General features: G+C 65.0%; 23 protein-coding genes. 11 read left to right on the forward strand and 12 right to left on the reverse strand.

Going from position 1 to position 23,945, the window contains the following annotated elements; all coding sequences use genetic code 11:
* The first annotated feature begins 3 nt into the window (after nucleotides 1–3).
* The 5 genes from mnmE (at nucleotide 4) to AC0L4C_RS05115 (ending at nucleotide 5,598) form a co-directional block, all read left to right on the forward strand.
* Nucleotides 4–1,296: a tRNA uridine-5-carboxymethylaminomethyl(34) synthesis GTPase MnmE gene (gene mnmE, locus AC0L4C_RS05095; RefSeq protein ID WP_473402518.1), complete on the forward strand. Its 1,293-nt coding sequence runs from the start codon at nucleotides 4–6 to the stop codon at nucleotides 1,294–1,296.
* Between the two features lie 68 nt (nucleotides 1,297–1,364).
* Complete coding sequence (gene mnmG / locus AC0L4C_RS05100) at nucleotides 1,365–3,227, forward strand: tRNA uridine-5-carboxymethylaminomethyl(34) synthesis enzyme MnmG (RefSeq protein ID WP_473402520.1); 1,863 nt, start codon at nucleotides 1,365–1,367, stop codon at nucleotides 3,225–3,227.
* Entirely contained in the window at nucleotides 3,227–3,880 is a 654-nt protein-coding gene (rsmG, locus tag AC0L4C_RS05105; RefSeq protein WP_473402521.1) for a 16S rRNA (guanine(527)-N(7))-methyltransferase RsmG, read from the forward strand. Before mnmG ends, rsmG begins: the two co-directional genes overlap by 1 nt.
* A 28-nt stretch (nucleotides 3,881–3,908) precedes the next feature.
* Nucleotides 3,909–4,709, forward strand: coding sequence for a ParA family protein (locus AC0L4C_RS05110; RefSeq protein WP_473402523.1), 801 nt, complete (start codon nucleotides 3,909–3,911; stop codon nucleotides 4,707–4,709).
* Nucleotides 4,710–4,719: 10 nt separating this feature from the next.
* Nucleotides 4,720–5,598: a ParB/RepB/Spo0J family partition protein gene (locus AC0L4C_RS05115; protein ID WP_473402524.1), complete on the forward strand. Its 879-nt coding sequence runs from the start codon at nucleotides 4,720–4,722 to the stop codon at nucleotides 5,596–5,598.
* Nucleotides 5,599–5,747: 149 nt separating this feature from the next.
* Here the strand turns inward: AC0L4C_RS05115 and holA are convergent, their stop codons facing one another.
* Genes holA through leuS form a run of 3 tightly spaced genes read right to left on the reverse strand, consistent with a single transcriptional unit; the run spans nucleotide 5,748 to nucleotide 9,887 of the window.
* The gene (gene holA / locus AC0L4C_RS05120) at nucleotides 5,748–6,770 is read right to left on the reverse strand and encodes a DNA polymerase III subunit delta (protein WP_473402526.1); all 1,023 of its coding nucleotides are present in this window, start codon (nucleotides 6,768–6,770) and stop codon (nucleotides 5,748–5,750) included.
* Nucleotides 6,767–7,240 (reverse strand): hypothetical protein, encoded by a 474-nt coding sequence (locus AC0L4C_RS05125; protein WP_473402527.1) that lies wholly within the window; start codon nucleotides 7,238–7,240, stop codon nucleotides 6,767–6,769. The genes holA and AC0L4C_RS05125 overlap by 4 nt, the downstream gene beginning before the upstream one ends.
* Nucleotides 7,241–7,271: 31 nt before the next feature.
* On the reverse strand, nucleotides 7,272–9,887 hold the full coding sequence (leuS, locus tag AC0L4C_RS05130) for a leucine--tRNA ligase (RefSeq protein ID WP_473402528.1): 2,616 nt from the start codon (nucleotides 9,885–9,887) through the stop codon (nucleotides 7,272–7,274).
* A 107-nt stretch (nucleotides 9,888–9,994) separates the two neighbouring features.
* Between leuS and AC0L4C_RS05135 the strand changes: the two genes are divergently transcribed.
* The 6 genes from AC0L4C_RS05135 (at nucleotide 9,995) to AC0L4C_RS05160 (ending at nucleotide 14,425) form a co-directional block, all read left to right on the forward strand.
* Nucleotides 9,995–10,693, forward strand: coding sequence for a YggS family pyridoxal phosphate-dependent enzyme (locus tag AC0L4C_RS05135; protein WP_473402530.1), 699 nt, complete (start codon nucleotides 9,995–9,997; stop codon nucleotides 10,691–10,693).
* Nucleotides 10,694–10,890: 197 nt separating this feature from the next.
* Nucleotides 10,891–11,502, forward strand: coding sequence for a hypothetical protein (locus AC0L4C_RS05140; RefSeq protein WP_473402531.1), 612 nt, complete (start codon nucleotides 10,891–10,893; stop codon nucleotides 11,500–11,502).
* Nucleotides 11,503–11,653: 151 nt separating this feature from the next.
* The gene (locus tag AC0L4C_RS05145; RefSeq protein WP_473402532.1) at nucleotides 11,654–12,445 is read left to right on the forward strand and encodes a hypothetical protein; all 792 of its coding nucleotides are present in this window, start codon (nucleotides 11,654–11,656) and stop codon (nucleotides 12,443–12,445) included.
* Entirely contained in the window at nucleotides 12,352–12,969 is a 618-nt protein-coding gene (locus AC0L4C_RS05150; RefSeq protein ID WP_473402534.1) for a hypothetical protein, read from the forward strand. The genes AC0L4C_RS05145 and AC0L4C_RS05150 overlap by 94 nt, the downstream gene beginning before the upstream one ends.
* A 156-nt stretch (nucleotides 12,970–13,125) precedes the next feature.
* Nucleotides 13,126–13,809: a response regulator transcription factor gene (locus tag AC0L4C_RS05155; RefSeq protein ID WP_473402535.1), complete on the forward strand. Its 684-nt coding sequence runs from the start codon at nucleotides 13,126–13,128 to the stop codon at nucleotides 13,807–13,809.
* 160 nt (nucleotides 13,810–13,969) lie between these two features.
* Entirely contained in the window at nucleotides 13,970–14,425 is a 456-nt protein-coding gene (locus tag AC0L4C_RS05160) for a cyclic nucleotide-binding domain-containing protein (RefSeq protein WP_473402536.1), read from the forward strand.
* Nucleotides 14,426–14,446: 21 nt separating this feature from the next.
* Here AC0L4C_RS05160 and AC0L4C_RS05165 read toward each other — a convergent pair whose 3' ends face one another.
* From AC0L4C_RS05165 to AC0L4C_RS05205, 9 genes are all read right to left on the reverse strand, one after another.
* Nucleotides 14,447–14,833, reverse strand: a complete 387-nt coding sequence (locus AC0L4C_RS05165) for a RidA family protein (RefSeq protein WP_473402538.1) — start codon at nucleotides 14,831–14,833, stop codon at nucleotides 14,447–14,449.
* Nucleotides 14,834–14,843: 10 nt separating this feature from the next.
* Nucleotides 14,844–15,650, reverse strand: coding sequence for an exodeoxyribonuclease III (gene xth, locus AC0L4C_RS05170; protein WP_473402539.1), 807 nt, complete (start codon nucleotides 15,648–15,650; stop codon nucleotides 14,844–14,846).
* 80 nt (nucleotides 15,651–15,730) lie between these two features.
* Nucleotides 15,731–16,369 (reverse strand): LolA family protein, encoded by a 639-nt coding sequence (locus AC0L4C_RS05175; protein ID WP_473402540.1) that lies wholly within the window; start codon nucleotides 16,367–16,369, stop codon nucleotides 15,731–15,733.
* Nucleotides 16,370–16,464: 95 nt separating this feature from the next.
* Complete coding sequence (locus tag AC0L4C_RS05180; RefSeq protein WP_473402542.1) at nucleotides 16,465–16,794, reverse strand: ArsR/SmtB family transcription factor; 330 nt, start codon at nucleotides 16,792–16,794, stop codon at nucleotides 16,465–16,467.
* Nucleotides 16,794–17,435, reverse strand: coding sequence for an SRPBCC family protein (locus AC0L4C_RS05185; RefSeq protein ID WP_473402543.1), 642 nt, complete (start codon nucleotides 17,433–17,435; stop codon nucleotides 16,794–16,796). The genes AC0L4C_RS05180 and AC0L4C_RS05185 overlap by 1 nt, the downstream gene beginning before the upstream one ends.
* 156 nt (nucleotides 17,436–17,591) lie before the next feature.
* Nucleotides 17,592–20,246: a DNA translocase FtsK gene (locus AC0L4C_RS05190; RefSeq protein ID WP_473402544.1), complete on the reverse strand. Its 2,655-nt coding sequence runs from the start codon at nucleotides 20,244–20,246 to the stop codon at nucleotides 17,592–17,594.
* Between the two features lie 132 nt (nucleotides 20,247–20,378).
* Entirely contained in the window at nucleotides 20,379–21,587 is a 1,209-nt protein-coding gene (locus AC0L4C_RS05195; protein ID WP_473402546.1) for an ammonium transporter, read from the reverse strand.
* A 461-nt stretch (nucleotides 21,588–22,048) separates the two neighbouring features.
* A complete protein-coding gene (locus AC0L4C_RS05200; RefSeq protein WP_473402547.1) occupies nucleotides 22,049–23,443 on the reverse strand; it encodes an ammonium transporter in 1,395 nt (464 codons plus the stop codon).
* Nucleotides 23,444–23,469: 26 nt separating this feature from the next.
* Nucleotides 23,470–23,808 (reverse strand): P-II family nitrogen regulator, encoded by a 339-nt coding sequence (locus tag AC0L4C_RS05205; RefSeq protein WP_473402549.1) that lies wholly within the window; start codon nucleotides 23,806–23,808, stop codon nucleotides 23,470–23,472.
* Nucleotides 23,809–23,945 lie beyond the last annotated feature (137 nt).

Raw genomic sequence — 23,945 nt, forward strand, 5'->3', positions numbered from 1 at the left:
GCCTTGCGCGTCGGCGATACGATCGTTGCCCTGTCGTCTGGCGCGCTGCCATCCGGGGTGGCGATCATTCGCCTGTCGGGCCCGGGCTGCAGGCCTCTGGCGCAGCTGCTGCTGCCCGGCGCGCTGCGGCCTCGCCGCCTGACCCTGGCCGATATTCGCCTCGGTGGTGAAGTCCTTGACCACGGGCTGGTGGCCTGGATGCCCGGACCGCAAAGTTTTACCGGCGAGGACTGCCTTGAGCTCCAGGTGCACGGGTCGCCCGCCAGCGTGCGGACCATTCTGCGCGAGATAACACGATTCCCCAAGACCCGGCTGGCGGAAGCCGGCGAGTTCACCCGTCGGGCCTTCGAGAACGGCAAGCTCGATCTGACCGAAGTCGAAGGCCTCGGCGATCTGCTGAAAGCCGAAACCGAAGGGCAGCGACGGCAGGCCCTGGCGCGGGCCGGCGGCGTGTTGTCGCGGCAACTGGAGAGCTGGCGCAACCGGCTGCTCGACGCCCGGGCTGAAGTCGAGGTGCGACTGGATTTCTCCGACGAAGGAGATGTCGATGCAGATATTCCTGAGTCGCTGCATGTAGCCCTACGGGCGCTGCAGCAGGAATTTCGTGCGGCGGCACAATCTGTCACCGAGGGGCGGATCGTTCGCGAGGGCTTTCGCGTGGCTCTGGCGGGCCGGCCCAACGCCGGGAAATCAAGCCTGCTGAACGCCCTGGCCAAGTCGGACGTTGCTATCGTCACCGACGAGGCTGGCACCACGCGCGACCTCAAGGAGGTGCCGCTGGATCTTGGCGGGCAGTTGGTCATCCTCACCGATATGGCTGGACTCCGTGACACTGACAGCAAGGCCGAGGCTGAAGGTGTGCGGCGCGCGCGGGCGGCCATTGCGGGCGCCGATCTGGTGCTGTGGCTCTTGCCCGTCAGCGACATCATTCTAGATAACATGATTCCGGAGGGCGCCTGGGTCGTGCGGACCAAGGCTGACCTTGTGGGAGGCGCACCTGATGCGGTCTCCAGCGTGACGGGGCAGGGTGTCGCCGAATTGCTGGAACGAATTCGCAGCGCAGCAGAGTCACGCATCACGTCGGCGGAAGCACCTCTCGTCAGCCGCGAGCGCGACCGGCTGGCGCTGGAGCAGGCGGCGGAGGCCGTCGGCCGCGCCGTGCGGGACCTTGGCGATGAGGAACTGGCCGCAGAAGGCTTGCGCCAGGCCTCGCAGGCGCTGGAACGGCTGCTCGGCCGGATGGATGCCGAATCGGTGCTGGATCGACTCTTTCTGGCCTTCTGCATCGGGAAGTAGTATAGCGCGGTTCTTCCGAGCCGGCGCGATAGTTCCCTCGGCTGATTCACGTGAAACACGGACCGGACATGACCGATTTCGGTGTCATCATTGTCGGCGGTGGCCATGCGGGCAGCGAAGCGGCGGCGGCCGCGGCGCGCCTTGGTGTGCCAACCGCGCTGGTGACCCACAAATTCACAACCATCGGCGAGATGAGCTGCAATCCGGCCATTGGCGGGCTCGGCAAGGGTCACCTGGTGCGCGAGATCGACGCTCTGGACGGGTTGATGGGCCGCGTCGCTGACGCCGCCGGCATCCAGTTTCGCGTCCTCAACCGCCGCAAGGGCCCGGCCGTGCGTGGTCCGCGGGCCCAGGCCGACCGCAAGCTCTATCGCGAGGCTATGCAGGCGGCCATCCAGGCGCAGCCGAACCTCGAAGTGGTCGAAGGCGAGGTCGATGACCTGATCGTCACCGATGGTCACGTTGCCGGCGTGGTACTGCTCGATGGCCGCCGTATCACCGCCAAGGCCGTGGTCCTGACCACCGGCACCTTCCTGCGCGGTCTGATCCACCGTGGCGAGGAGACGGTGCCGGCCGGCCGTGTCGGCGAAAAGCCGGTGCTCGGCCTCTCGACGCGGCTCGAAGCACTCGGCCTGCAGCTTGGCCGCCTGAAGACCGGTACACCGGCGCGTCTCAACGGCAAGACCATTGATTTCAGCGTGCTTGAGGAGCAGCCGGGCGACGATGTGCCCGAGCCGTTCTCCATGCTGACTTCGGCCATCACGACGCCGCAGGTGAGCTGCTTTATCACGCGCACCACCGCCGAGACGCACCGGATCATTGCGGCCAATATCCATCGCTCCGCCATGTATTCCGGCCGCATCCAGAGTCGCGGCCCGCGCTACTGCCCGTCGATCGAGGACAAGATCGTCCGTTTTGCCGACCGGGACAGCCACCAGATCTTCCTGGAGCCGGAAGGCCTCGACGATTCAACCATTTATCCCAATGGCCTGTCGACATCTCTTCCCGCAGAGGTTCAGGAAACATTCCTCAAATCGATGCCGGGTCTGGGCAATGTCGAAATCGTCCGCCCGGGCTACGCCATCGAGTATGACTATGTCGATCCGAGGGAACTTAGGGCCTCGCTGGAACTGAAGCGCCTGCCCGGGCTGTATCTGGCGGGCCAGATCAACGGCACCACCGGCTATGAGGAGGCGGGCGCCCAGGGGCTGCTGGCCGGTGCCAATGCTGGTCTGGCGGCGCAAGGCCAAGCCCCGATCATCCTGTCCCGCACCGAGAGCTATCTGGGAGTAATGGTGGACGATCTGGTGACCAGAGGCGTCAGCGAGCCCTATCGCATGTTCACCTCGCGCGCCGAGTTCCGGCTGCATCTGCGGTCGGACAATGCGGACCAGCGATTGACCACGCTGGGGATCGCGCACGGCCTCGTGCGGCCCCAACGCACTGAATTGTTTAATGAAAAGCGTGCGGCTCTCGAGAGTGGCCGTGCCTTGCTGAATCGGCTGGTGACCAGCCCGACCGCGGCGCGCAAGGCCGGCATTGCGGTCAATGCCGACGGGAACGCTCGCTCCGCCTTCGACATTCTGTCCTATCCGGATGTCACACCAGCTGATGTGGCCCGCCTTTGGCCGGAGGTGGACAGCATTCCCGCAGCCATCCTGCAACAATTGACGATTGACGCGCAGTACGCAGTCTATCTCGACCGGCAGAAGGCCGATATCGACGCCGTGCGCCGGGATGAACAGCGGGAAATCCCGGCCTGGCTCGACTATGCCGCCATTCCCGGCTTGTCGATGGAAGTGCGACAGAAACTGGAAGCGCATCGGCCCGCTACCTTGGCACAGGCACAGGCAATCGACGGGGTGACCCCGGCGGCGGTGACGCTCTTGCTGTCAGTGATCCGGCGCGGAAGCCTGCGCAAGGCGAGCTGATGGCCGGAACGCAGGCCCTGGCGGTAGCAGCCGCCTATGCGGATCATTTGTCTCGGCCCATCGATGCCGTAGCACAGGATCTGGAATCCTTTTCTGCGCTGCTGACCAAATGGCAGAAGGTGCAGAATCTTGTTTCACGTGAAACACTGGCCGATGTATGGCGCCGCCACCTGGCGGACAGCCTGCAGGCTCTGAAACTGCTATCGCCCGCAGATAACCTGATTCTCGACCTGGGCAGTGGCGGCGGATTGCCCGCCATCCCCATGGCCATCGGTTCGAAGAGCTCTGACCGCTGCTTCGTGCTGGTAGAGCCGAATGGCCGAAAGGTAAGCTTTCTCAGGACGGTAGCTCGCGAGCTCGCATTGCCCGTCACGGTCATCGACAAGCGCACCGAAGACATTGATTCACGTGAAACAGGCGTGCCCGACGTCATTACGTCGCGCGCCCTGGCGTCGCTGCCGCAGCTTTGCGCCATGGCGGCGCCGTTCTTTGGGCCCACAACCCGGGCAATTTTTCACAAAGGACGGGAACATGTTGAAGAACTGGTGGAATCGGGTGCGGTCTGGCACCATGACGTGGTACTAACAGTCAGCGACACAGACCCTCAGGGCGTGCTTCTAGAGCTCAAGAATTTGAGTTTGAAAAACAGGTAGTTAGCGGCAAACCAACGGGAGGCCGGCTTTGGCTCCTCGCATCCTTACTCTCGCCAATCAAAAGGGCGGGGTGGGCAAGACCACCACTGCAATCAACCTCGCGACCGCTCTCGCAGCGATCGGCGAGCGCGTGCTGATCATCGACCTCGACCCGCAGGGCAACGCCTCGACCGGTCTTGGCATCGATCGCGCTTCGCGTGACGTCTCGAGCTACGACCTGCTGATCGGCGAGGCCAATATTGCGCAGGCGTCGATCATGACCAGCGTGCCGAACGTGGCCATTGTCCCGTCGACGCTGGATTTGCTCGGTGTCGAGCTGACCATTGCGCAGCAGGCGGACCGGGCGTTCCGGTTGCGCGAGGCGCTCAAGGCCATCGACAACCTCCGCATCAACGAGCGGCCGGTCACCTATGTGCTGATCGACTGCCCGCCGTCACTCAACCTTCTGACCATCAACTCGCTGGTAGCGGCCGACGCCGTTCTGGTGCCGTTGCAATGCGAGTTTTTTGCGCTCGAGGGTCTCAGTCAGCTGCTGCAGACCATCGAAGGCATCCGCACCACGCTCAATCCGCGCCTCTCCATCCAGGGCGTGGTGATGACGATGTTCGACAAGCGCAATAATCTCAGCGAGCAAGTGCTGGCCGACGTGCGCAGCGAAATGGGCGACCTGGTTTATGATACGGTGATCCCGCGCAATGTGCGGCTCAGCGAAGCGCCGTCCTACGGCAAGCCGGCACTGCTCTATGATCTCAAATGCGCCGGGAGCCAGGCCTATCTGCGGCTTGCAACCGAAGTGATCCGCCGGGAACGGCGGCTGGCGGCGGCATAAGGATATGAATATGAACGAGAAACCCTCCCGCCTCGGACGCGGCCTCGCAGCACTCATCGGCGACATGACGCCGATCGAAGGGGCGCGGATGGCCGACAACAGCGCCGGCAGCAAGCGTCTGCCGGTGGAGTTCGTTATTGCCAACCGCGCCAATCCGCGCCGCGACTTCGATCCCGGCCAGCTGGATGAACTGACCAGCTCCATCCGGGAAAAGGGCGTGATGCAGCCGTTGCTGGTGCGCCCCACCGAAGATCCGAACATTTTCGAGATCATTGCCGGCGAGCGCCGCTGGCGGGCGGCGCAACGAGCAGGTCTGCACGACGTGCCGGTGATCGTGCGCGATGTCGACGACAAGGAAGCGCTCGAGCTCGCCATCATCGAGAACGTACAGCGTGTCGACCTCAACCCGCTTGAAGAGGCGCAGGGTTACGGACAGCTGATCGAGCAGTTCGACTATACCCAGCAGGACCTGGCGCAGGTGATCGGAAAGAGCCGCTCACATGTGGCTAACACCTTGCGATTGCTGAAGCTTCCGCAGGATGTGCGGGACATGCTGGCGCGCGGCGAACTGACCGCCGGGCACGCCCGGACGCTGATCACGGCCGACGATCCGGCGCATCTGGCGCGCGAGATCGTCAATGGCGGTCTCTCGGTGCGCGAGGCGGAAGTCTTGAGCCAGCAGCGGCTGGCGCCGGAGAAGAAGTCGCCATCCCGTGGCGCGCCGGAGCGAGACGCCGACACCGTGGCGCTGGAAAAGCGCCTGTCAGACGTGCTTGGGCTGTCGGTCGCCATCAACCACAATGACAATGGCGGCAAGCTCGAGATTCGCTACCGGACGCTGGAACAGCTCGACGGCATCTGCCTCAAGCTCACCGGATACAGCAATTAAGCCGCTGATGTTTCACGGGAAACATTGCTTTCCCGGTGCCTTGCAGACCTCATCCTGAGCCTGTCGAAGGACGAGTTCGGGTCCTCTGCGTAGCCTCTTGGTTCGACACGCTCACCATGAGGCATGACGGAGCGGTGGGTTCGGCATGGCTACCGCTCGGCGGCCATCATGCACACAGCCAGCAGAGCCCGGCGGACGATCATGTCCTGCAGGGCGTAGCGCTTGCGCGAATCGGCGGTGGCCAGGTGCAGCCGTTCGGCCGCCGCGCCAATGGCGTCATCGGACCAGAGGCGCAATTGCTGCTCCAGCGATGCCTTGCGGGAGAAATGCGGACGTGGCCGGGCGCCATCGAGCACATCGCGCGGCGATTTTCCGAGATCGACCTCCGCCCGCCAGCGTCGCAGCGTGGCGAAATGCAGTTGCGTGGCGCCGAGCAGTTGCTGCGGATTGATGGCGGCGGCAATGGCGCGCGCCAGGGCCTCCTCGAGCCGCGCCGCGTGTCCGGTGCCGATGGCGTCAATGACTTCGTCGAGCGCCATGGCAGCGTTGTCAGCGCATAATACGAGAACATCATTGCGCGTCAGCACCTTGGAATGGGCCGAAAATAGAACAAGTTTCTCCAGTTCGCGCCGTGTGACTTCGCGATCATTGCCGAGATTTTCGCGCAGGGTCGTCGCCACATCGGCCTCGGCACGGATGCCGGCCTTGGAGAATGTTTCGTTGATGAGCTTGATCAGGGTCTCGTCGCTGTCCGGATAGCAGGGCAGGGCGCGGCCGAGCTTCTTGCCTTCGACCAAAGCGCGCAGCGCGTCCTTGGGGGCGAGGTTGCCGGCCTCCAGCACCACGGCTGCGCCGCCCGGATCATCGAGCAGTTCGGTCAGCACCATGACCAGCGACTTGCCGGCATTGCGGATGCGCAGCACGCGCTTTTCGCCAAACAGCGACGCGGTCCTCGCTTCCACGGCGAGACGGCCGGGGTCGGCATCGAGTTCGCTGCCCTCCAGCGTCATCAGGTTCATCGATCCCGGGTCGCTGCCGGCGAACTGCCGGGTCAGGCGATGGGCGCTCTCACGCACCAGCCCGGCGTCGGGGCCATAGACGAGGAAAACGCCCTCGGCAATGTCGGGCCGCAGCAGAAAACGCTCGACCTCGTGGGCCTTCAGCGCCGTCATTGGCCCTGGGCTGGGGTCGCCAGGGCGCCGAGAATGGCGAGGCGCAGGGCCTCTGCGACTGCCTTGGCGGCGCGTTCGCTGGCTTCGTTGGCAGCTTCGGTGTCAGCCAGCACCTGGCCGACGGTCTCATACTGTGCCGTGGCATTGCGCGAACCGGCAAAGACCTGGCGACCGTCCGAGGTGGTCAACACGGCCGTGGCCGTGACGGTCGTGGCATATTGGGTGGCCGGCTTGGTGACGCTGGTGGTGGTCAGGGCGCGGCTCGAACTGGTGGTGGACACGCTGAGGCGCGGCGCGTTCGGGCTCAGCGAGCGGCCGAAGCGCAGCACGAATTCCTGGTAGACGATCTGGTCGAGGCGGGACGCCGGCTTGGCGTAGCTCAGCTCCATGCGCTCGCTGGCAATGCCGTTTTCGCCATAGACCGGGCGAAAGGACGAGCAGCCGGCCAGTCCCACGACGCCGGAAAGCACGAGTAAAACCAAGCCCTTGCGCGCGAACGCGCTAAATGACGACATTAACGATCCTGTCCGGGACAATGATGATCTTCCTCGGCGTCTTGCCCTCCAGCATGCGGGCAACCGCCTCCAGAGACAAGGCCTCTTTCTCGACCAGATCCTTGGCTGCGCCGACCGGCATGGTGATCTCGCCACGACGCTTGCCGTTGACCTGCACGGCCAGGGTAACGGCCGAATCGACCAGCAGCGACTGGTCCACCGTGGGCCAGGGCGCGTCGGCAACCATGCCGGGCTGGCCCAGCGCATCCCAGCAGGTTTCGGCCAGATGCGGCATCATCGGGGCGACAAGTTGCACCAGCCGCTCGACACCGTCCCTGAGCGCGTCAAACTGGGCGGCAGATACGCCGCCCTCGACGCCCTGCACGAACCTGGCGAGCGTATTGGTCAGCTCGTAGATCTGGGCAACGGCGCGGTTGAAGCGGATGCTCTCGATATCGTTGGCGACATTGGCGACGGCGCGGTGGGCGATCTTGCGCAGATCCTCGATGCCGGCCGTGCTGTCGCCCGAGAACCCGCCCTCGGAGAGGCCGATCGTGTCCTGCACCAGCTTCCAGATGCGCTGCTGGAACCGGCCGGCGCCCTCGACCCCGGATTCGGTCCATTCGACATCCCGTTCCGGCGGCGAATCCGAGAGGATGAACCAGCGGGCCGCGTCGGCGCCGTAGACCTTGAGGATATCGTCGGGGTCGGTGCCGTTACGCTTGGATTTGGAGATCTTCTCCACCGGTCCGATATGCACCGGCTGGTTCGTCGCGATGTCAAAGGCGCGGCGCTCGCCGGCGACGGTCTCGAAGCGGACTTCCTCGGGAGAGAGCCAGCGGCCGTCCCCGGATTTGTAGGTCTCGTGCGTGACCATGCCCTGGGTGAACATGCCCTTGAATGGCTCATCGAGCCCGACATGGCCGGTTGCCTTCATGGCGCGCGTGAAGAAGCGCGAGTAGAGCAGGTGCAGAATGGCGTGTTCGACACCGCCGATATACTGGTCCACCGGCAGCCAGGCATCGGCGACGGCCGGGATGGTCGGCGTCTCGGCGTGCGGGGCCGTGAAACGCGCAAAGTACCAGGACGAATCCACGAAGGTATCCATGGTGTCGGTTTCGCGCCGGGCCGAGGCGCCGCACTGCGGACAGTGTACATGCTTCCAGGTCGGATGGTGATCGAGCGCATTGCCGGGCTTGTCGAACGTCGCGTCGGCGGGCAACACCACCGGCAGATCCTTCTTGGGCACCGGCAGCGTGCCGCAGACCTCGCAATGGATCACCGGGATCGGGCAGCCCCAGTAGCGCTGCCGCGACAGGCCCCAGTCGCGCAGGCGATAGTTGACCTCGATCTGTCCCTGCGGCTGGCCGTCGACCTTCCTGTCGGCAAAATGGCGCGCCGCTGCTGCCTTGGCGTCATCGATCGAGAGGCCATCGAGGAAGCCGGAATTGAAGATGGTGCCGGCGTCCGTGAAGGCGGTATCGGCCACGGCAAAACTGCCGGCGTCGGCGTCCGACGGCAGCACCACCGGCTTGACCGGCAGGTCGTATTTGCGGGCGAAATCGAGGTCGCGCTGGTCATGCGCCGGGCAGCCGAAAATGGCACCGGTGCCATAGTCCATCAGCACGAAATTGGCGACATAGACCGGCAGCGTTTCCCCTTTGAGCACGGGGTGCTTCACGGTCAGCCCGGTGCGATAGCCACGCTTTTCGGCCGTTTCGATAGCCTCCGTGGCCGTGCCGATATGGTGGCACTCGGCCACGAACTCGGCCAGTTCGGCATCGCCTTCGGCCAGCGCCGTGGTCAGCGGGTGGTCGGGTGACAGGGCGATGAACGAGGCGCCGAAAATCGTGTCAGGCCGGGTGGTGAACACTTCGATGCTGCTGACGTCCGCCGCATTGGGCAAAAGCTCGAAGCGCAGCCGCAGGCCTTCCGACTTGCCGATCCAGTTGCGCTGCATGGTGCGCACTTTTTCCGGCCAGTGGGTCAGCCCGTTGATGGCTTCCAGCAGTTCCTCGGCATAGTCCGAGATCTTGAAGAACCATTGCGTCAGCTCGCGCTGCTCCACCGGCGCACCGGAGCGCCAGCCCTTGCCGTCAATGACCTGCTCGTTGGCGAGCACGGTCATGTCCACCGGGTCCCAGTTCACCTTGGATTTCTTGCGCGTGATCAGCCCGGCCTGCAGCATGTCGATGAACATCGCCTGCTGGTGGCGGTAATAGTCCGGCTCGCAGGTGGCGACCTCGCGGGTCCAGTCGATCGACAGACCCATCGACTTGAGCTGGGATTTCATCGCGCTGATGTTCTGGCGCGTCCAACTGCCGGGGTTCATGCCGCGCTCGATGGCAGCGTTCTCGGCCGGCAGTCCGAAGGCATCCCAGCCCATGGGATGGAGCACGTTCTTGCCCATGGCGCGCTGGAAGCGGGCGACCACGTCGCCGAGCGTATAGTTGCGCACGTGGCCCATATGGATGCGTCCCGACGGGTACGGGAACATCTCGAGGACGTAGTAGCGCTCGCGGCTGTCGTCGTCCCTGACGACGAAGCTCTGGCGTTCATCCCACTGCTTCTGCCAGCGGGGTTCTTCAACGCGCGGGTTATAGCGCTCGATAGTCCTGGTCACTTCGGCTCTCTCACGACGCAGACGATTGCGTTTCCGGGGGATTTTGGATAGCGGACCATCATCAGAAAAGCCAATAGTGGTCAACAGGTAGAGGGCAGGTCGCAGGCATGAGCGAACACGCCGCCAATGCCGCCGAGCGGCTCGACATCATCCGGACACGGATCGAGCGCGCCCGCCGCCGCTTCGGACCGCCGCCCGACACGGTCGAACTGATTGCCGTCAGCAAGACCTTTTCGGCCGAGGAGATCGTGCCGTTCCTCGACGCCGGCCAGCGGCTGTTCGGCGAGAACCGGGTGCAGGAGGCCAAGGCCAAATGGCCCGGATTGCGGGGCTCTTATGACGGCATAGAATTGCATCTGATCGGCCCGCTGCAAACCAACAAGGCACGCGAGGCAGTGGCGCTGTTCGATGTCATCCAGACCCTCGACCGGGAGAAACTGGCGACCGTGCTGCGCGCCGAATTCGACCGCGCCGGCAAGTCGCTGCCGGTCTATGTGCAGGTCAATATCGGGCTTGAGCCGCAAAAGGCCGGAATCGCACCCGACGAGGCCGTGGCGTTCGTGCAGCGCTGCCGCGAGGTGCACAAGCTCGAGGTGGCGGGGCTGATGTGCATTCCGCCCGACGGGGTGCCGCCGGGCGGCTTTTTCGCGCATCTGGCGAGCCTCGGGCGCGAAGCGGGGGTGGCCAACCTCTCGATGGGGATGAGCGGCGATTTCGAAACGGCGGTCGCCATGGGCGCCACCCATGTGCGGGTCGGCAGCGCGCTGTTCGGCAGCCGCCCGAAGGCTGTCGACGCGTCCGCCTGAAGGCCTCCGTCTAGAACGGTCCTATGGCGGCATAGGATATCGCGACCTCGGGAGTCGGTGCGGTTTTCGCAATTGCGTTAACGCGCTGAAAACTCCGGCAGCAGAGCGGGCTTGCCCTCGCCCCCGGAAACCCGGAGGCTTCGTGCTGGTCTCGCGCCGTCAGCCCCGCTGGCGGCGTTGATCCGAGCGAGGTCTGGATGCTGCACGATCTGGTTGATCAATTCGCCCATCTCTGGAGCGCTCCCGACGCATCGATCGTGTCGGAGCTCGATGCTGCGCTCGCCCGCCAGGCTTCAGTCGATCACAGCGGCCCGGAAGCGGCGTTTCGCGCCCGTTTCATCGAGCTGGCCCGCACGCGTCAACGCCAGCATGGCAAGCTCGTGGCCGGCCTCGTCACCATCGTCTGGCCCGGATCGCGGCTGGAGGCGCTGGGCGGCAACTATCGCGACTTCAAGCTGCTCACCGTCATGGCCACCGAGGCGGTGCTCGAACAGATGGCAGCGCCGCCCGATTTCTTCATCCAGCACGACAGCAATAACTTCCTTCTGTGCTTCGGCTCGGCCAACCGGGCCGTCGCCGACTTGCGGACCCTGATGATGTGCCATGCGCTCGCGGCGGCGCTGGCGCAGCGCGTCCCCGGCCTGCCGGGGCGAATCCGGGTCGAGCACGTGGTGACGGCTTTCGATCCGGTCGAGCCGGTCGCCAGGGGCGCCCAGGTGTCGACCAGCATGGTCGATCTGCTGTTCCGGGCGCGGGACCGCGCGGTCTTCGGCGCGCCACAGCTGCTGACACAGGCCCAGGCCGCCTAGACTATCGCGGCCTTTGCCGGGCCATCTTCACCAGTCGTAAACCCTGCTGATCACTCTGCCGGCTGCGGCAGGAACTGCGGCAACGCGGGGGCATTGGACCTCTGACCCCTCGTCTGCCCGGTCGTGCCGGGCCAACCGGACTACCAGCATCATGCTCAAATCCATTGTCAGATCGCTTTATTCGCTGTTGACCCTGCCCGATGATCTCGACCTGCCGCCGGCCGCGTCCTCCGCGCCGGCCGGCGTGCCCGTTCCGGCCGCGGTCGCGTGTCGCCTCGCCAGCGGAACGGACCGGCTGACGGCCGGCGCCGTGTCGATCGTCGGGTTGCGCGAGGTGCGCCACGCCATCGGTACGGACTGGCCGCAGGTCGAGGCCGACATCATGGCCGTGACCCGGCGGGTGCTGGAGCAGATGATCGCCCCGCCTGACCACTTCACCCAGTATGACGGCGAAACCGTCCTGATCTGTTATGCCGATCCCGACAAGGACGCCGCGCAGCGGCACACGGAAAGCGTGGCCAATGTGCTGCAAGTGGCGCTGGAGAACGAAATCCCCTCGCTGGTCCGGCAGATCGCCACCGATCATGTCGTGGGCGACGTGCCGGTCACCGAGGTGATGCTGCGGGGCGATGCGGCGACGGAAGCGCTCAAGGGGCTGCGGCAGATCGAGGAAGAGGAGCGGGCCTCCACCCGGGCGGAGGCCGCGGCCTGGATGCGCGGGGCGCGATTGCTGTTCAGCCGGTCTGGGAGCCGCGCAGCCTCAGGACCGGCGCCAATCGCTGCGTCCTCGAGTTTTCGACGCAGTCGGCCTCGCTGGCGCAACAGGAAGACAGCCTCGACGCCGGTGCCGTGGGCGATGCCACGGCGCGTCTCGACTTCGCGGTCTTTGCCAAGGCCGTCGAGGTGCTGCACGGCGCCAATGACCGCCGGCAGGGCGCGCTGATCATCCCGTTGCACTTCCAGACGATGACCCAGCCGCGCTGGCGCAGCGACTATATCAAGATGTGCTCGGCGGTGCCGGAGCGCTACAAGCGCCTGATCCAGCTCGAACTGCAGGCCGTTCCACGGGAAACGACGGCCGAGGAGTTCGCCAGCGTGACCCGGATGCTGGGGCAGGCGACGCGCACGCTGCTGTGGAACCTGTCGCTGGCCGTGCCGCAGCCGCGGATTCTGCAGTCTGCCCGGCTGGCCGGGCTGACCTTCGACTTCTCGGAACTAGTCAGCCTGCGGGACATGCGCGAACCGGTGCGCGGGCTGGTCCAGTATGCTCGCAATTATGGCCTCGAGCCGCATGCCGTTGGGGTCAATACCATCGGCCAGGCCCAAGCCGCCCGTGACGCGGACTTCGTCTCGATCGGCGGCACGGCCATTCATTCGATGATCGACGAGCCCCGCACGGTCACCCGTTTCTCGCCTTTGCCGCACAAGTCGTCGGTGCGCTGGTCGAGCCATTTGTCGACCGCCTAGCGCGCGATCGACCCTGCTGCTCCGGGGCGGAATGCAAATCCCGGACGAAGCGTGAAACTCCGCAATGTCAAATCACGTTACTCTCCTTGTCACGCCGTTTTGATTGGTGGGCGCCGACATCGCGACTTAACTGATAGCCAAGGCGGAGATTTTGCTATGAATAAGAGACGCATAGTTCTGGTCGATGACGATACTGAGCTCCGCAAGACGCTGGTCGACCAGCTTTCACAATATCGCGAGTTCGATCTGGCCGAAGGCGGTACTGCCGCCGAGGCGCTCGAGCGCGTGGCCGAGGGCCATGTCGACCTGATGCTGCTCGATGTCGGCCTGCCCGACATGGATGGCCGCGAGGCGGTGAAAATCCTGCGCCGCGAGGGTTTCAAGAGCCCGATCATCATGCTGACCGCCCAGGACAGCGACGCCGACGAAATTCTCGGGCTCGAATCGGGCGCCAATGACTATGTGACCAAGCCGTTCCGGTTTTCGGTGCTGCTGGCGCGCATCCGCGCCGCCCTGCGCCAGCACGACCAGAGCGAGGACGTGGTGTTCACCATCGGGCCCTACAGCTTCCAGCCGGCCGCCAAGATGCTCGAGGCGACCGACGGCAACAAGGTGCGGCTGACCGACAAGGAAACCTCGATCCTCAAGTATCTCTACCGGCAGGGGCCCAAGACCATCACCCGTGATGTGCTGCTCAAGGAAGTCTGGGGCTATAATAACCGGGTGACGACCCACACGCTGGAAACCCACATCTACCGGCTGCGCCAGAAGATCGAGCGTGACCCCTCCAATGCCCGCCTGCTGGTCACTGAAGACGGGGGCTATCGCCTCGTGCCGTAGCGGTTCGGGGGCGTTCTTAAGCTTCCGCGTAAACCACGCTACCTATGCACAAGTGGCAAAATGCTTTCCGCTGCCTTAACGGAAATGCTCTATAGGACATGTTGAGGGTATACCCGGCTTCCCGGCCGTGGTGTGCCGGACGCGGGAACCGGGCAAGGGCATGCAACTAGACGACGCGGCGACAATTCTTGGGCGCGCGGACTTCTTCGAAGTCTGCGACGCCGAGCAGCGTCGCCTGCTGGCCTTTGCCAGCGAGCGCAAGAAATTCCGGCCGGGCACTGTGATCTACAAGAGTGGCGACACTCCGGAGGGTGCACATGTGCTGGTTTCCGGCACCGTGGCGACGACGCGCGACGGTGGCGAGGATAACCCCTTTCTGATCCACGATGCCGGTTCGGTGCTGGGGGCGATGGCGCTTGTGGTGTCCAAGCCCCGCCCGGTGACGCTCAAGGCCGTCGATGCCGTGGAGACGCTTTTTGTGCCGCGCTCGGCGTTCATGAAGCTGGCGCAGCAATATCCCGATCTGGCGCAGCGCGCCGCGGACCGCATCCGCCGTGAGCTCACCGGCTATCTGGGCGCCATCGAAAACCTCAAGCCGCGCATCGCCAAGTCCTGAGCCGCAAGCCGGGACGCCCGGCTAGAGCAGCGCCTCGGCCTCGATTTCCACCAGCCAGTCCGGATCGACGAAGGCGCTGACCTGCATCAGCGTGGTCACCGGCCGGATGTCGCCGAAGGCTTCGGCGTGAGCGCGGGCCGCCTCTTTCCAGAGGCTGATATCGGTGAGGATGATGCGGGTGCGGGTGACATTGGCCAGCGCCCCGCCGGCATCGACAATTGCCCGCTCGACAATTTCGAGACAGCGCCTGGTCTGGCCATAGACGTCGCCGATGGCGGCCGTGCCACCCTCGGCCCGGATCGGTGCGGTGCCGCCGACGACAATCATGTTGCCGACGCGTACGGCGCGCGAAAACCCGATGACGGGCTCCAGGTAAGACCCTGAAGAGACAAGCATTCTGTCCGACATAACGCGATTCCTAGTCGAAGCGGGCGATCACCGGCACATGGTCGGACGGCTTGTCGGTCCAGCCCCGGGCGGCGCGAACGATATCGTAGCCTGTCGCATGGGCGGCGACGTCGCTGGTGGCCCAGATATGGTCGAGGCGGCGCCCCTTGTCGGCGCTGTCCCAGTCGCGGGCGCGGTAGCTCCACCAGGAGTAGAGCTTCTGGTCGTGCGGCACGTGCTTGCGGATCAGGTCGACCCAGCCATGGCCGCCGGTGAGCAGCTCCTGCAGCGCTTCGGTCTCGACCGGGGTATGGCTCACCACCTTGAGCAGCTGCTTGTGGCTCCAGACGTCGTGCTCGAGCGGGGCAATGTTGAAATCGCCGCAGATCAGCTGGCTGCGCGAAAAGCTCTGGTCGCCGAACCAGCTCTTGAGCTCGGCGAGAAAACCGAGCTTGTGCCGGAACTTCGGATTGATCTCGGGATCGGCCTCGTCGCCGCCGGCGGGGATATAGAAGCTGTGCACGGTGAGCGGGCCCTTGCCCAGGTCGAGCACGGCCGAGACGTGGCGGCTTTCCTCGATTTCGCAGAAGACGCGGCTGGAAATATCGGTCAGAGGCACTTTCGAGACGATGGCGACGCCATGATAGCCCTTCTGGCCGTGCACGGCGTGATAGGGGTAGCCGGCAGCGATGAATTCCTTACGCGGGAACTGCTCGTTGAGGCACTTGATCTCCTGCAGGCAGAGCACATCGGGCTGATACTGGCGCAGGAAATCGAGCACCATCGGCAGGCGCAGCCGCACCGAATTGATGTTCCAGGTCGCTATGGAGGTGGGCATGGATCACGCGCTTCCGTTGGGGGCGCGCTCTTATGGCCCCCGGCCGGAGATGCGTAAAGCCGATTAAGCCCGCATTTGGCCTACTTGCCGGTGCTCGGGTCGATATTGCGGTAGGTGGCATCGATGGAAAAGAAGGTGCGCGGGATCTCGACGTTCATTTCGACGTCGTAGAGCGAGAAGGTCAGCTGCGCGCCGGACGGCTCGGTCAGCACCCATTGCCGGAGATCGTAGGTTTCCCTGTCGAACACCAGATCCACGGTGACCAGCCCGGCGGGCGTATCGTCCTGCAGGCTGAGCGTCAGGTAGTCGCTGGAATGGTCGATGGCGACGATGTTGGAGCGCAGCAGGTTGATCTCTGATTCGAGGAACTCGCGCAGCGGCACCTTGTCCTGCGGATAGGCGTACTGGGTCTTTTCCTTGCGGTCGACGACGTAAAAGCCGCGGCCGATGGAGACGATCTGCTCGTAGGAGGGCGGGTTGTAGCGGAACAGCACCTTGCCGGGACGTTCGATAAAGAACGTGCCCTCGATCTTCTGGCCCTGCGTGTCGATCTGCAGAAAGCGCCCGACCATGGTCTTGACCCCGGAATTGTGGGCGCTGATGGCGTTGATCAGGTCGATCTCCTCCTGCGTCAGCTGCCGCGGCTCCTGCGCCATGGCGGGCAGGGCGGCGGCGATGCCGAGGGCAGCGACGAGGGCAAGCAGGGTCCGGCGAATCATAGCGTGGCGTGTCCTTGGGCGGATCTGTGTCTGAGCTTGGCTGAACCAGCCCTAGTGCGCAATTGCGGCAAGAGGTGGAAGGTTCCGGGGGAGGGTCAGTCGCCGCGCTGTTTCTTGCCACGGGCGATTTCCGTGGCGAGGGCATCGAGCTTGTGAGTCCAGAAGACCCGGAACTGGGCCAGCCAGTCGTCGACATCGCGCATCGGCGTGATATCGAGCTGGTAGTAGCGGCGGGTGCCCTCCGGCCGAACCTGCGCGAAGCCCGATTCGCGGAGGACCTTCAGGTGCTGGCTGACGGCGGCCTGGGTAATGCCGAACTCGGCGGCAATCACTTCGACGACCTCTCCAGAGGCCTGCTCGCGCTCGGCGAGCAGTTCCAGGATGCGGCGGCGAACCGGATCGCCGAGGACGTCGAAGGCATGCATCAAACGGCCTCGGGTGGCTCGCCGGAATAGAAGCGGCGGGTCGCTTCGGCCGCCTTGCGGGCATGGGCAGGATCCTCGCCGGCGGCGATGTCGGCATGTCCCCAGCCCTCGCTGGAAGCCCGGACCAACGCCTTGGCCTCGTCAGAGGTTTCCCAGCCTTTGCCCTCCGTTCTGACGTCGGAATCGGGCGCCGCCAGATGGGCCGAGAGGCCGAGCATGCCGAGTTCCCAGCCGACGCCGACCGCGCCGGGGCCGAACTGGTCCCAGTGCGGCGACAGCGGGGCAATGTGGCGCAGTACGAGCAGTGTCCCGTCGCCTTCGGCCGCCAGATCGATCTCGATCCACGAGACGGCGCCGGCGAATTCCCACGTGCCCGCCAGATGCCGCGGCGCAGCGCAGGCGGTGATGGTGCCCGAGGCATTGTTCTGGACGTGGAAGCGGCCGCCGAGCGACAGATCGCCGTCCACCTGGGCGAACCAGCGCGGCAGACGATCGGGATTGGTGAGGGCGTCCCAGAGGTCGGCCATATCGGTGTCATAGACACGGCTGGCGACCACCGCCTTGGCCGGCTGGCCATCGCGCTCGAGGTTTTCGACGGTGCGGATCATGGCGCCCAGATGGGCGGCGATATCGAATGTCATCCCTGGTCCCCTTATATCGGTGAGGCCTTATATAAGACCACACTTATATCGAGTCCAGAGGGTATTTGCGGGACCGGATGATTGGCGGTCCCTGTTGCTGTCTGCCTGGCGATGTCGAGGGGACGAGGCCCCCTCGCTACGTAGCCTAGTGATCGCTCAGTACCCGTCGGCGTTGTTGCCGACGAGGATCTCGCGCTTGCCGGCATGGTTGGCCTGGCTGATGACGCCTTCCTGCTCCATGCGCTCGATCAGCGTGGCGGCCTTGTTGTAGCCGATGGCGAGGCGGCGCTGGATATAGGAGGTCGAGACCTTCTTGTCGGTGAGCACGACGTGCACGGCCTTGTCGTAAAGGTCGTCGCCCGAGCCCCCACCCTCCGATGCCAGGGCCGATTCGGGATCGAACTCCTCTTCCTCGGCGGTGATCGAGTCGAGATAGTCTGGCGCGCCCTGCGACTTGAGGTGGGTGACGATGGCCTCGACCTCGGTATCGGAGACGAACGGCCCGTGCAGGCGGCGGATGCGGCCGCCACCGGCCATGTAGAGCATGTCGCCATTGCCCAGCAGCTGCTCGGCGCCCTGTTCGCCCAGGATGGTGCGCGAATCGATCTTGGAGGTCACCTGGAAGGAGATGCGGGTGGGGAAGTTGGCCTTGATGGTGCCGGTGATGACGTCCACCGAGGGGCGCTGGGTGGCGGTGATGACATGGATGCCGGCGGCACGGGCCATCTGCGCCAGGCGCTGCACCGAGCCTTCGATCTCCTTGCCGGCGACCATCATCAGGTCGGCCATCTCGTCGATGATGACGACGATGAAGGGCAGCGGCTCGAGCTCGAACTGCTCGCTCTCGAAGATGGCCTCGCCGGTTTCCTTGTCGAAGCCGGTCTGCACGGTGCGGGTGATCACCTCGCCCTTGCGGTTGGCCTCGGTGACGCGCTGGTTGAAGCCGTCGATGTTGCGGACGCCGATCTTGCTCATCTTGCGATAGCGGTCCTCCATCTCGCGGACCGCCCATTTGAGCGCCACCACGGCCTTGGCCGGGTCGGTGACGACCGGCGTCAGCAGATGCGGGATGCCGTCATAGATCGAGAGTTCCAGCATCTTGGGGTCGATCATGATGAGCCGGCACTTTTCCGGGGTCATCTGATAGAGCAGCGACAGGATGAAGGTGTTGATGCCGACGGACTTGCCCGAACCGGTGGTGCCGGCGATCAGCAGATGCGGCATGCGCGCCAGGTCGGCGATGATCGGCTCTCCGCCAATGGTCTTGCCCAGGCAGATCGGCAACTTGCCCTTCATCTTCTCGAAATCGGACGAGGCCAGCATTTCGCGCAGATAGACGGTCTCGCGCGTCTCGTTGGGCAGCTCGATGCCGATGGCATTGCGGCCGGGCACCACGGCGACGCGCACCGAGATGGCGCTCATCGAGCGGGCAATATCGTCGGCCAGCGAGATGACGCGGCTCGACTTGATGCCGGGCGCCGGCTCGAGCTCATAGAGCGTGACCACGGGGCCGGGGCGGACGTTGATGATGTCGCCCTTGACGCCAAAATCCTGCAGCACGCCTTCGAGGCGGCGGGCCATGGCTTCCAGCCGTTCGGGCGCGTGCTCGGGGCTGGGGCCCTTGTGCCGGGGTTCGGCCAGCAGACTCAGCTCGGGCAGCTCGAAGCCGTTATGCTCGTCGAGCAGGCTGCCCTGGGCCTCGCGCTGGGCCCTTGTGCCGGGCTGCGGCCGGGGCGCGGGCGCCGTCACGCGCGGTGCGGATGCTGCAGCTGCAGGAGGCTGGGGCTGGCCGATGCGGGCGGCCGGGCCACGCGTCGGGCGCGGCGGCGCCTCATACATGAGGTCGGCGTCGTCGGGCTCGAAGGCGGGCTCGTCCACATAGTCGGCCTCGTCGTCATAATCGTCCTGGCCGCCAATGGTGATGGCGCGGCGCTCGGTGCCCAGCGTCGGTTCCTGCCGGCCGGCCGGGGCGGCGGGGGCCTGGCCTGCGAGGCTCGGCTCGATGGCGCCGGCCTCGCGCCACTGGGCGTGCTCGGTCTCGGCGGCGCGCTTTTCGCGCAGATTGCTGCGGGCCCGGCGGAAGGCGGTGCGGGCGGAATAGCCCAGATGCATCATGGCGCCGAAGGCGACGTCGAACAGCGAGTTGCGCTCGGGCTCGATATCGTCCTCGTCGTCGGTCAGGCGGGCGCCGGCAGGCGCAGCCTTGGCCGGCTTGGCCGACTTGGGCGGCAGCTGCGGCATGGAGACCTTCCCCAGACCCATGGCGATCCAGAGCAGCGCCAGCGTCGGGGTGGCAATGATGATGGCAAAGAGAATGGCCGTCACCGGCTGCGGGTTCTCGCCCGTCGCCAGCACGGCGAGATTGGTGAACATGGTGCCGGCGAGGCCGCCCAGGCCGGTCGGCAGCGGCCAGCTCTGGGGCGCGGCAATGAAGGCGAACACGCCGCAGGTCAGCACGCTGGCGGCAATCCAGGCGAGGACGCGCAGGCCCATGCGCGAGGGGACGCGCAGCCGCACCAGGCTCCAGGCCCACAAAGCGGGGGGCACCAGCACGGCGAACATGCCGATGCCGAATACCTGGAAGCTCATGTCGGCGATCACCGCGCCGGGGAAGCCGAGCCAGTTCTGCGGTGCCTTGCTGGTGGCATAGGAGAAGCTGGGGTCGTCCACCGACCAGCTGGCCAGCGAGATCATGACCACCGCCACCAGCCCGAGAACGATCAGGCCGACGAGCCGCACGGGGATGCGAATCGCTATCGCCGGAGCGGGTGCGGTGGAACGGGCGTCTTCAAGCAGGGGCTGTGCCGGCATCGTCTTCTTACACTTACTAGCTGGAACTCACTGGCCGGAGCGACTTGCCGGCCCATCCTGCATGCTAGGGGTCCATGGTTAATTGCGACCTAACCATGGACCCGGTGCGTGACGATTCACGTGCAAGCGCGATCAGAACTCGCGTTCGGGCTCCGAACCGATCGAGTGGATGGCGAGATCGGCGCCCCGGCGCTGCTGTTCGTCGCTCAAGCGGATCGGCATGGCGCGTGAGGTGACGAAGTAGAGCAGGTAGCCGGCGCCCAGCGCATAGGCCGAGACGGCAAGGCTGCCGATCAGCTGGGAGAAGATGGACACACCGCCCATGCCGCCAAGGGCTTCCAGCCCGAAAATGCCGGCGGCGATGCCGCCCCAGAGGCCGCAGAGGCCGTGCAGCGGCCAGACGCCGAGGACGTCGTCGATCTTCAGCCGCTCCTGGGTCCAGGTGAAACCCTTGACGAAGATGAAGCCGGCAATGCCGCCGACCAGCAGGGCGCCGACCGGATGGAAGAGGTCGGAGCCGGCGCAGACCGCCACCAGTCCTGCCAGCGCGCCGTTGTGCACGAAGCCGGGGTCGGCTCTGGACACCAGCGCGGCGGTGACGATGCCGCCAACCATGGCCATCAGCGAATTGAGCGCCACCAGACCCGACACGGCGGCCACGGACTGGGCCGACATGACGTTGAAGCCGAACCAGCCGACGCAGAGCAGCCAGGTGCCGAGGGCCAGCCACGGGATCGAGGACGGGGCGAAGGGGCGTCCATGCGGACCGTAGCGGCCGGCGCGGGCCCCCAGCCGCAATACGGCCGCCAGCGCCAGCCAGCCGCCCAGCGCGTGCACCACGATCGAGCCGGCGAAATCATGCAGCGGGGCGCCGAAGCTGGCTTCCAGCCAGCCCTGCAGGCCGAAATTGCCGTTCCAGACGATGCCCTCGGTGAAGGGATAGATCAGGCCGACAATGATCGAGGCGGCGATGACCTGCGGCCAGAACTGCGCCCGTTCGGCAATGCCGCCGGAAATGATGGCGGGGACCGCCGCCGCAAAGGTGGCGAGGAAGAAGAACTTGACCAGCGACACGCCCTGCGGCCCGAAGCCGCCGCCGGCCCCGGAGAGGGTCGCGGCGCTCTGCAGGAAGGTGACGCCATAGGCGACGGTGTAGCCGATCAGGAAATAGGCCAGCGTCGAAAAGGCGAAATCGACGATGATCTTGACCAGGGCGTTGACCTGGTTCTTGCCGCGCACCGAGCCGACCTCGAGAAACGCGAAGCCGCCATGCATGGCGAACACCAGAATGGCACCCAGCAACAGGAAAAAGACGTCGAAACCGACGTTGGACGTATCCATCAGAAGCCTCCCACTCGAACAGGCGCTGCGCACCTGCTCTCCTTATTGAGCCGGCCAACCCGCCTCCGGGGCCGGCCAGGGACCTCGACTCGCAATCGAGGTGATCCATGCGGCAATCAGAGCAACTGCCGTGCCACTTGCAGCGGCAGAAATTCGTCAATGATTTCAGGGAAGAGTAGCAAGGCTGGGCAGGAAGGCCGCACGCTGCCCATAAAATGGGCGATCAATCGCCGTGCCGCGCCTAACAAATAGGCAGCAGGGGAACCGCGAAGCGGCGGTTGATCGGGGTGTGCAGCCCAAGTGGTTTGCGAGTGGGAAGCCTCTGTGGCGGGCCAAGAGGTACCTGAGCTGCACGCCGCGACCAACGGAAGGACACCGGGGGTCGGGGCGGAGGACCGGACCGCAGCCCGGCCCTCCAGTTCCGATTGCGGCAGCGGCGGTGATCCGCTGCCGCAAGAGGCTTAGTTGTAGGCGCGTTCGCCGTGGCTGGTGATGTCGAGGCCATCGGACTCGGCCGACTCGGAGACACGGGCGCCACGGAACAGGGCCTTGACGATCAGCATGGCAATGACGGTCACCACACCCGACCAGACAACGGCGATGACAACAGCGATGAGCTGGGTCATGAACTGACCGCCCATGGTGTAGCCGTCGAGGGCATAGCCGCCCAGTTCCGGCGCGGCGACGATGGCCGTGCCGAGCGCACCGACGATACCGCCGACACCGTGGACGCCGAACACGTCAAGCGCGTCGTCGTACTTGAGCATCGGCTTGAGGGTGACGACGGCCCACAGGCAGACCACACCGGCAACGGCGCCGAGCACGATCGCACCCATCGAACCGGCAAAGCCGGCGGCAGGGGTGATGGCGACGAGACCGGCAACGGCACCCGAAGCAGCACCGAGCAGCGAAGCATGGCCGCGGGTGAACTTTTCGGCGACGGCCCAGGCGAGGGCAGCAGCGGCCGGAGCGGTGATGGTGTTGAGCACGGCCTGGGCAGCAAGGCCGGTCGATTCGAGGTTGGAACCGGCATTGAAGCCGAACCAGCCAACCCACAGCAGACAGGCACCGATATAGGTGAAGGTCAGGTTGTGCGGGGGAATCGGCTCCTTGAGGAATTCCTTGCGGCTGCCGAGCATGATGGCAGCGACGAGGCCGGCCACACCGGCATTGATGTGCACCACGGTGCCGCCGGCGAAGTCATAGGCGCCCATGTTGAACAGCAGGCCGCCACCGCCCCACACCATGTGGGCGATCGGCAGGTAGGAGAAGGTGAACCAGATGGCGAGGAAGGCCATCAGGGCACCGAACTTCATGCGCTCGGCAATCGCGCCGACGATCAGCGCCGGGGTAATGGCGGCGAAGGTCAGCTGGAAGACGATGAAGCTGAGTTCCGGGATCTCGACGCCTTCGGTGAAGGTTGCAGCGGTCGAGTCCGGGGTCACGCCGGCGAGGAAGAGTTTTGAGAAGTCGCCGATGAAGGCCGAGAGGCCGCCTTCGGTCGGACCGTTGAAGGCCAGCGAATAGCCGTAGATCACCCAGAGCAGGGCCATCATCGAGAAGCCGGCCAGAACCTGCATCAGGACCGAGAGCATGTTCTTGGCGCGCACCAGGCCGCCGTAGAACAGGGCGAGGCCGGGAATGGTCATGGCGATCACGAGGATGGTCGAGATGAGCATCCAGGTGGTGTCACCCTTGTCGATCGTGGCGGCGACGGCTTCGGTTACCACTTCGGTGGCAGCTGCTGCCGCATCGGCTGCCGGGGCGGCCGCATCCTGGGCGAAGGCCGGGAGGGCCACTGCGAGCGAGGCCAGGGCCACCGCTCCTATGAGTTTTGACGTCTTGAGTGCTGTCATTATGGTTTCCCCAAAGAGATGTGGCATCAGAGCGCGGCCGCGCCGGTTTCACCGGTGCGGATGCGGGTCACAGCCATGAGATCGAGGACGAAGATCTTGCCGTCGCCAATGCGGCCGGTCTGGGCGCTCTCGCGGATGGCCGAGACGATGGCATCGGACTGCGCGTCATCGACGGCGATCTCGATCTTGAGCTTGGGCAGGAAATGCACGGCATATTCGGTGCCGCGGTAAATCTCGGAATGCCCCTTCTGGCGGCCATATCCCTTGACTTCGGTCACGGTCATGCCGTGGACGTCCAGCGAGTTGAGGGCCTGACGGACCTCTTCCAGGCGTGACGGTTTGATGATTGCTATCACCAGTTTCATGGATGCCCCTTTCGATAGCTGTTTTTGGACGATCTCCAATGCCCAACCAGACTCAAGTGCCGTGCCAAAGCTTCACCACTCCGCTCAAGATTATGATTTCGTTAGGTATTTGAGCCGTGGCCGGGCGGCTTCTGTCA

The sequence above is a fragment of the Devosia sp. J20-27 genome, from assembly GCF_055808595.1.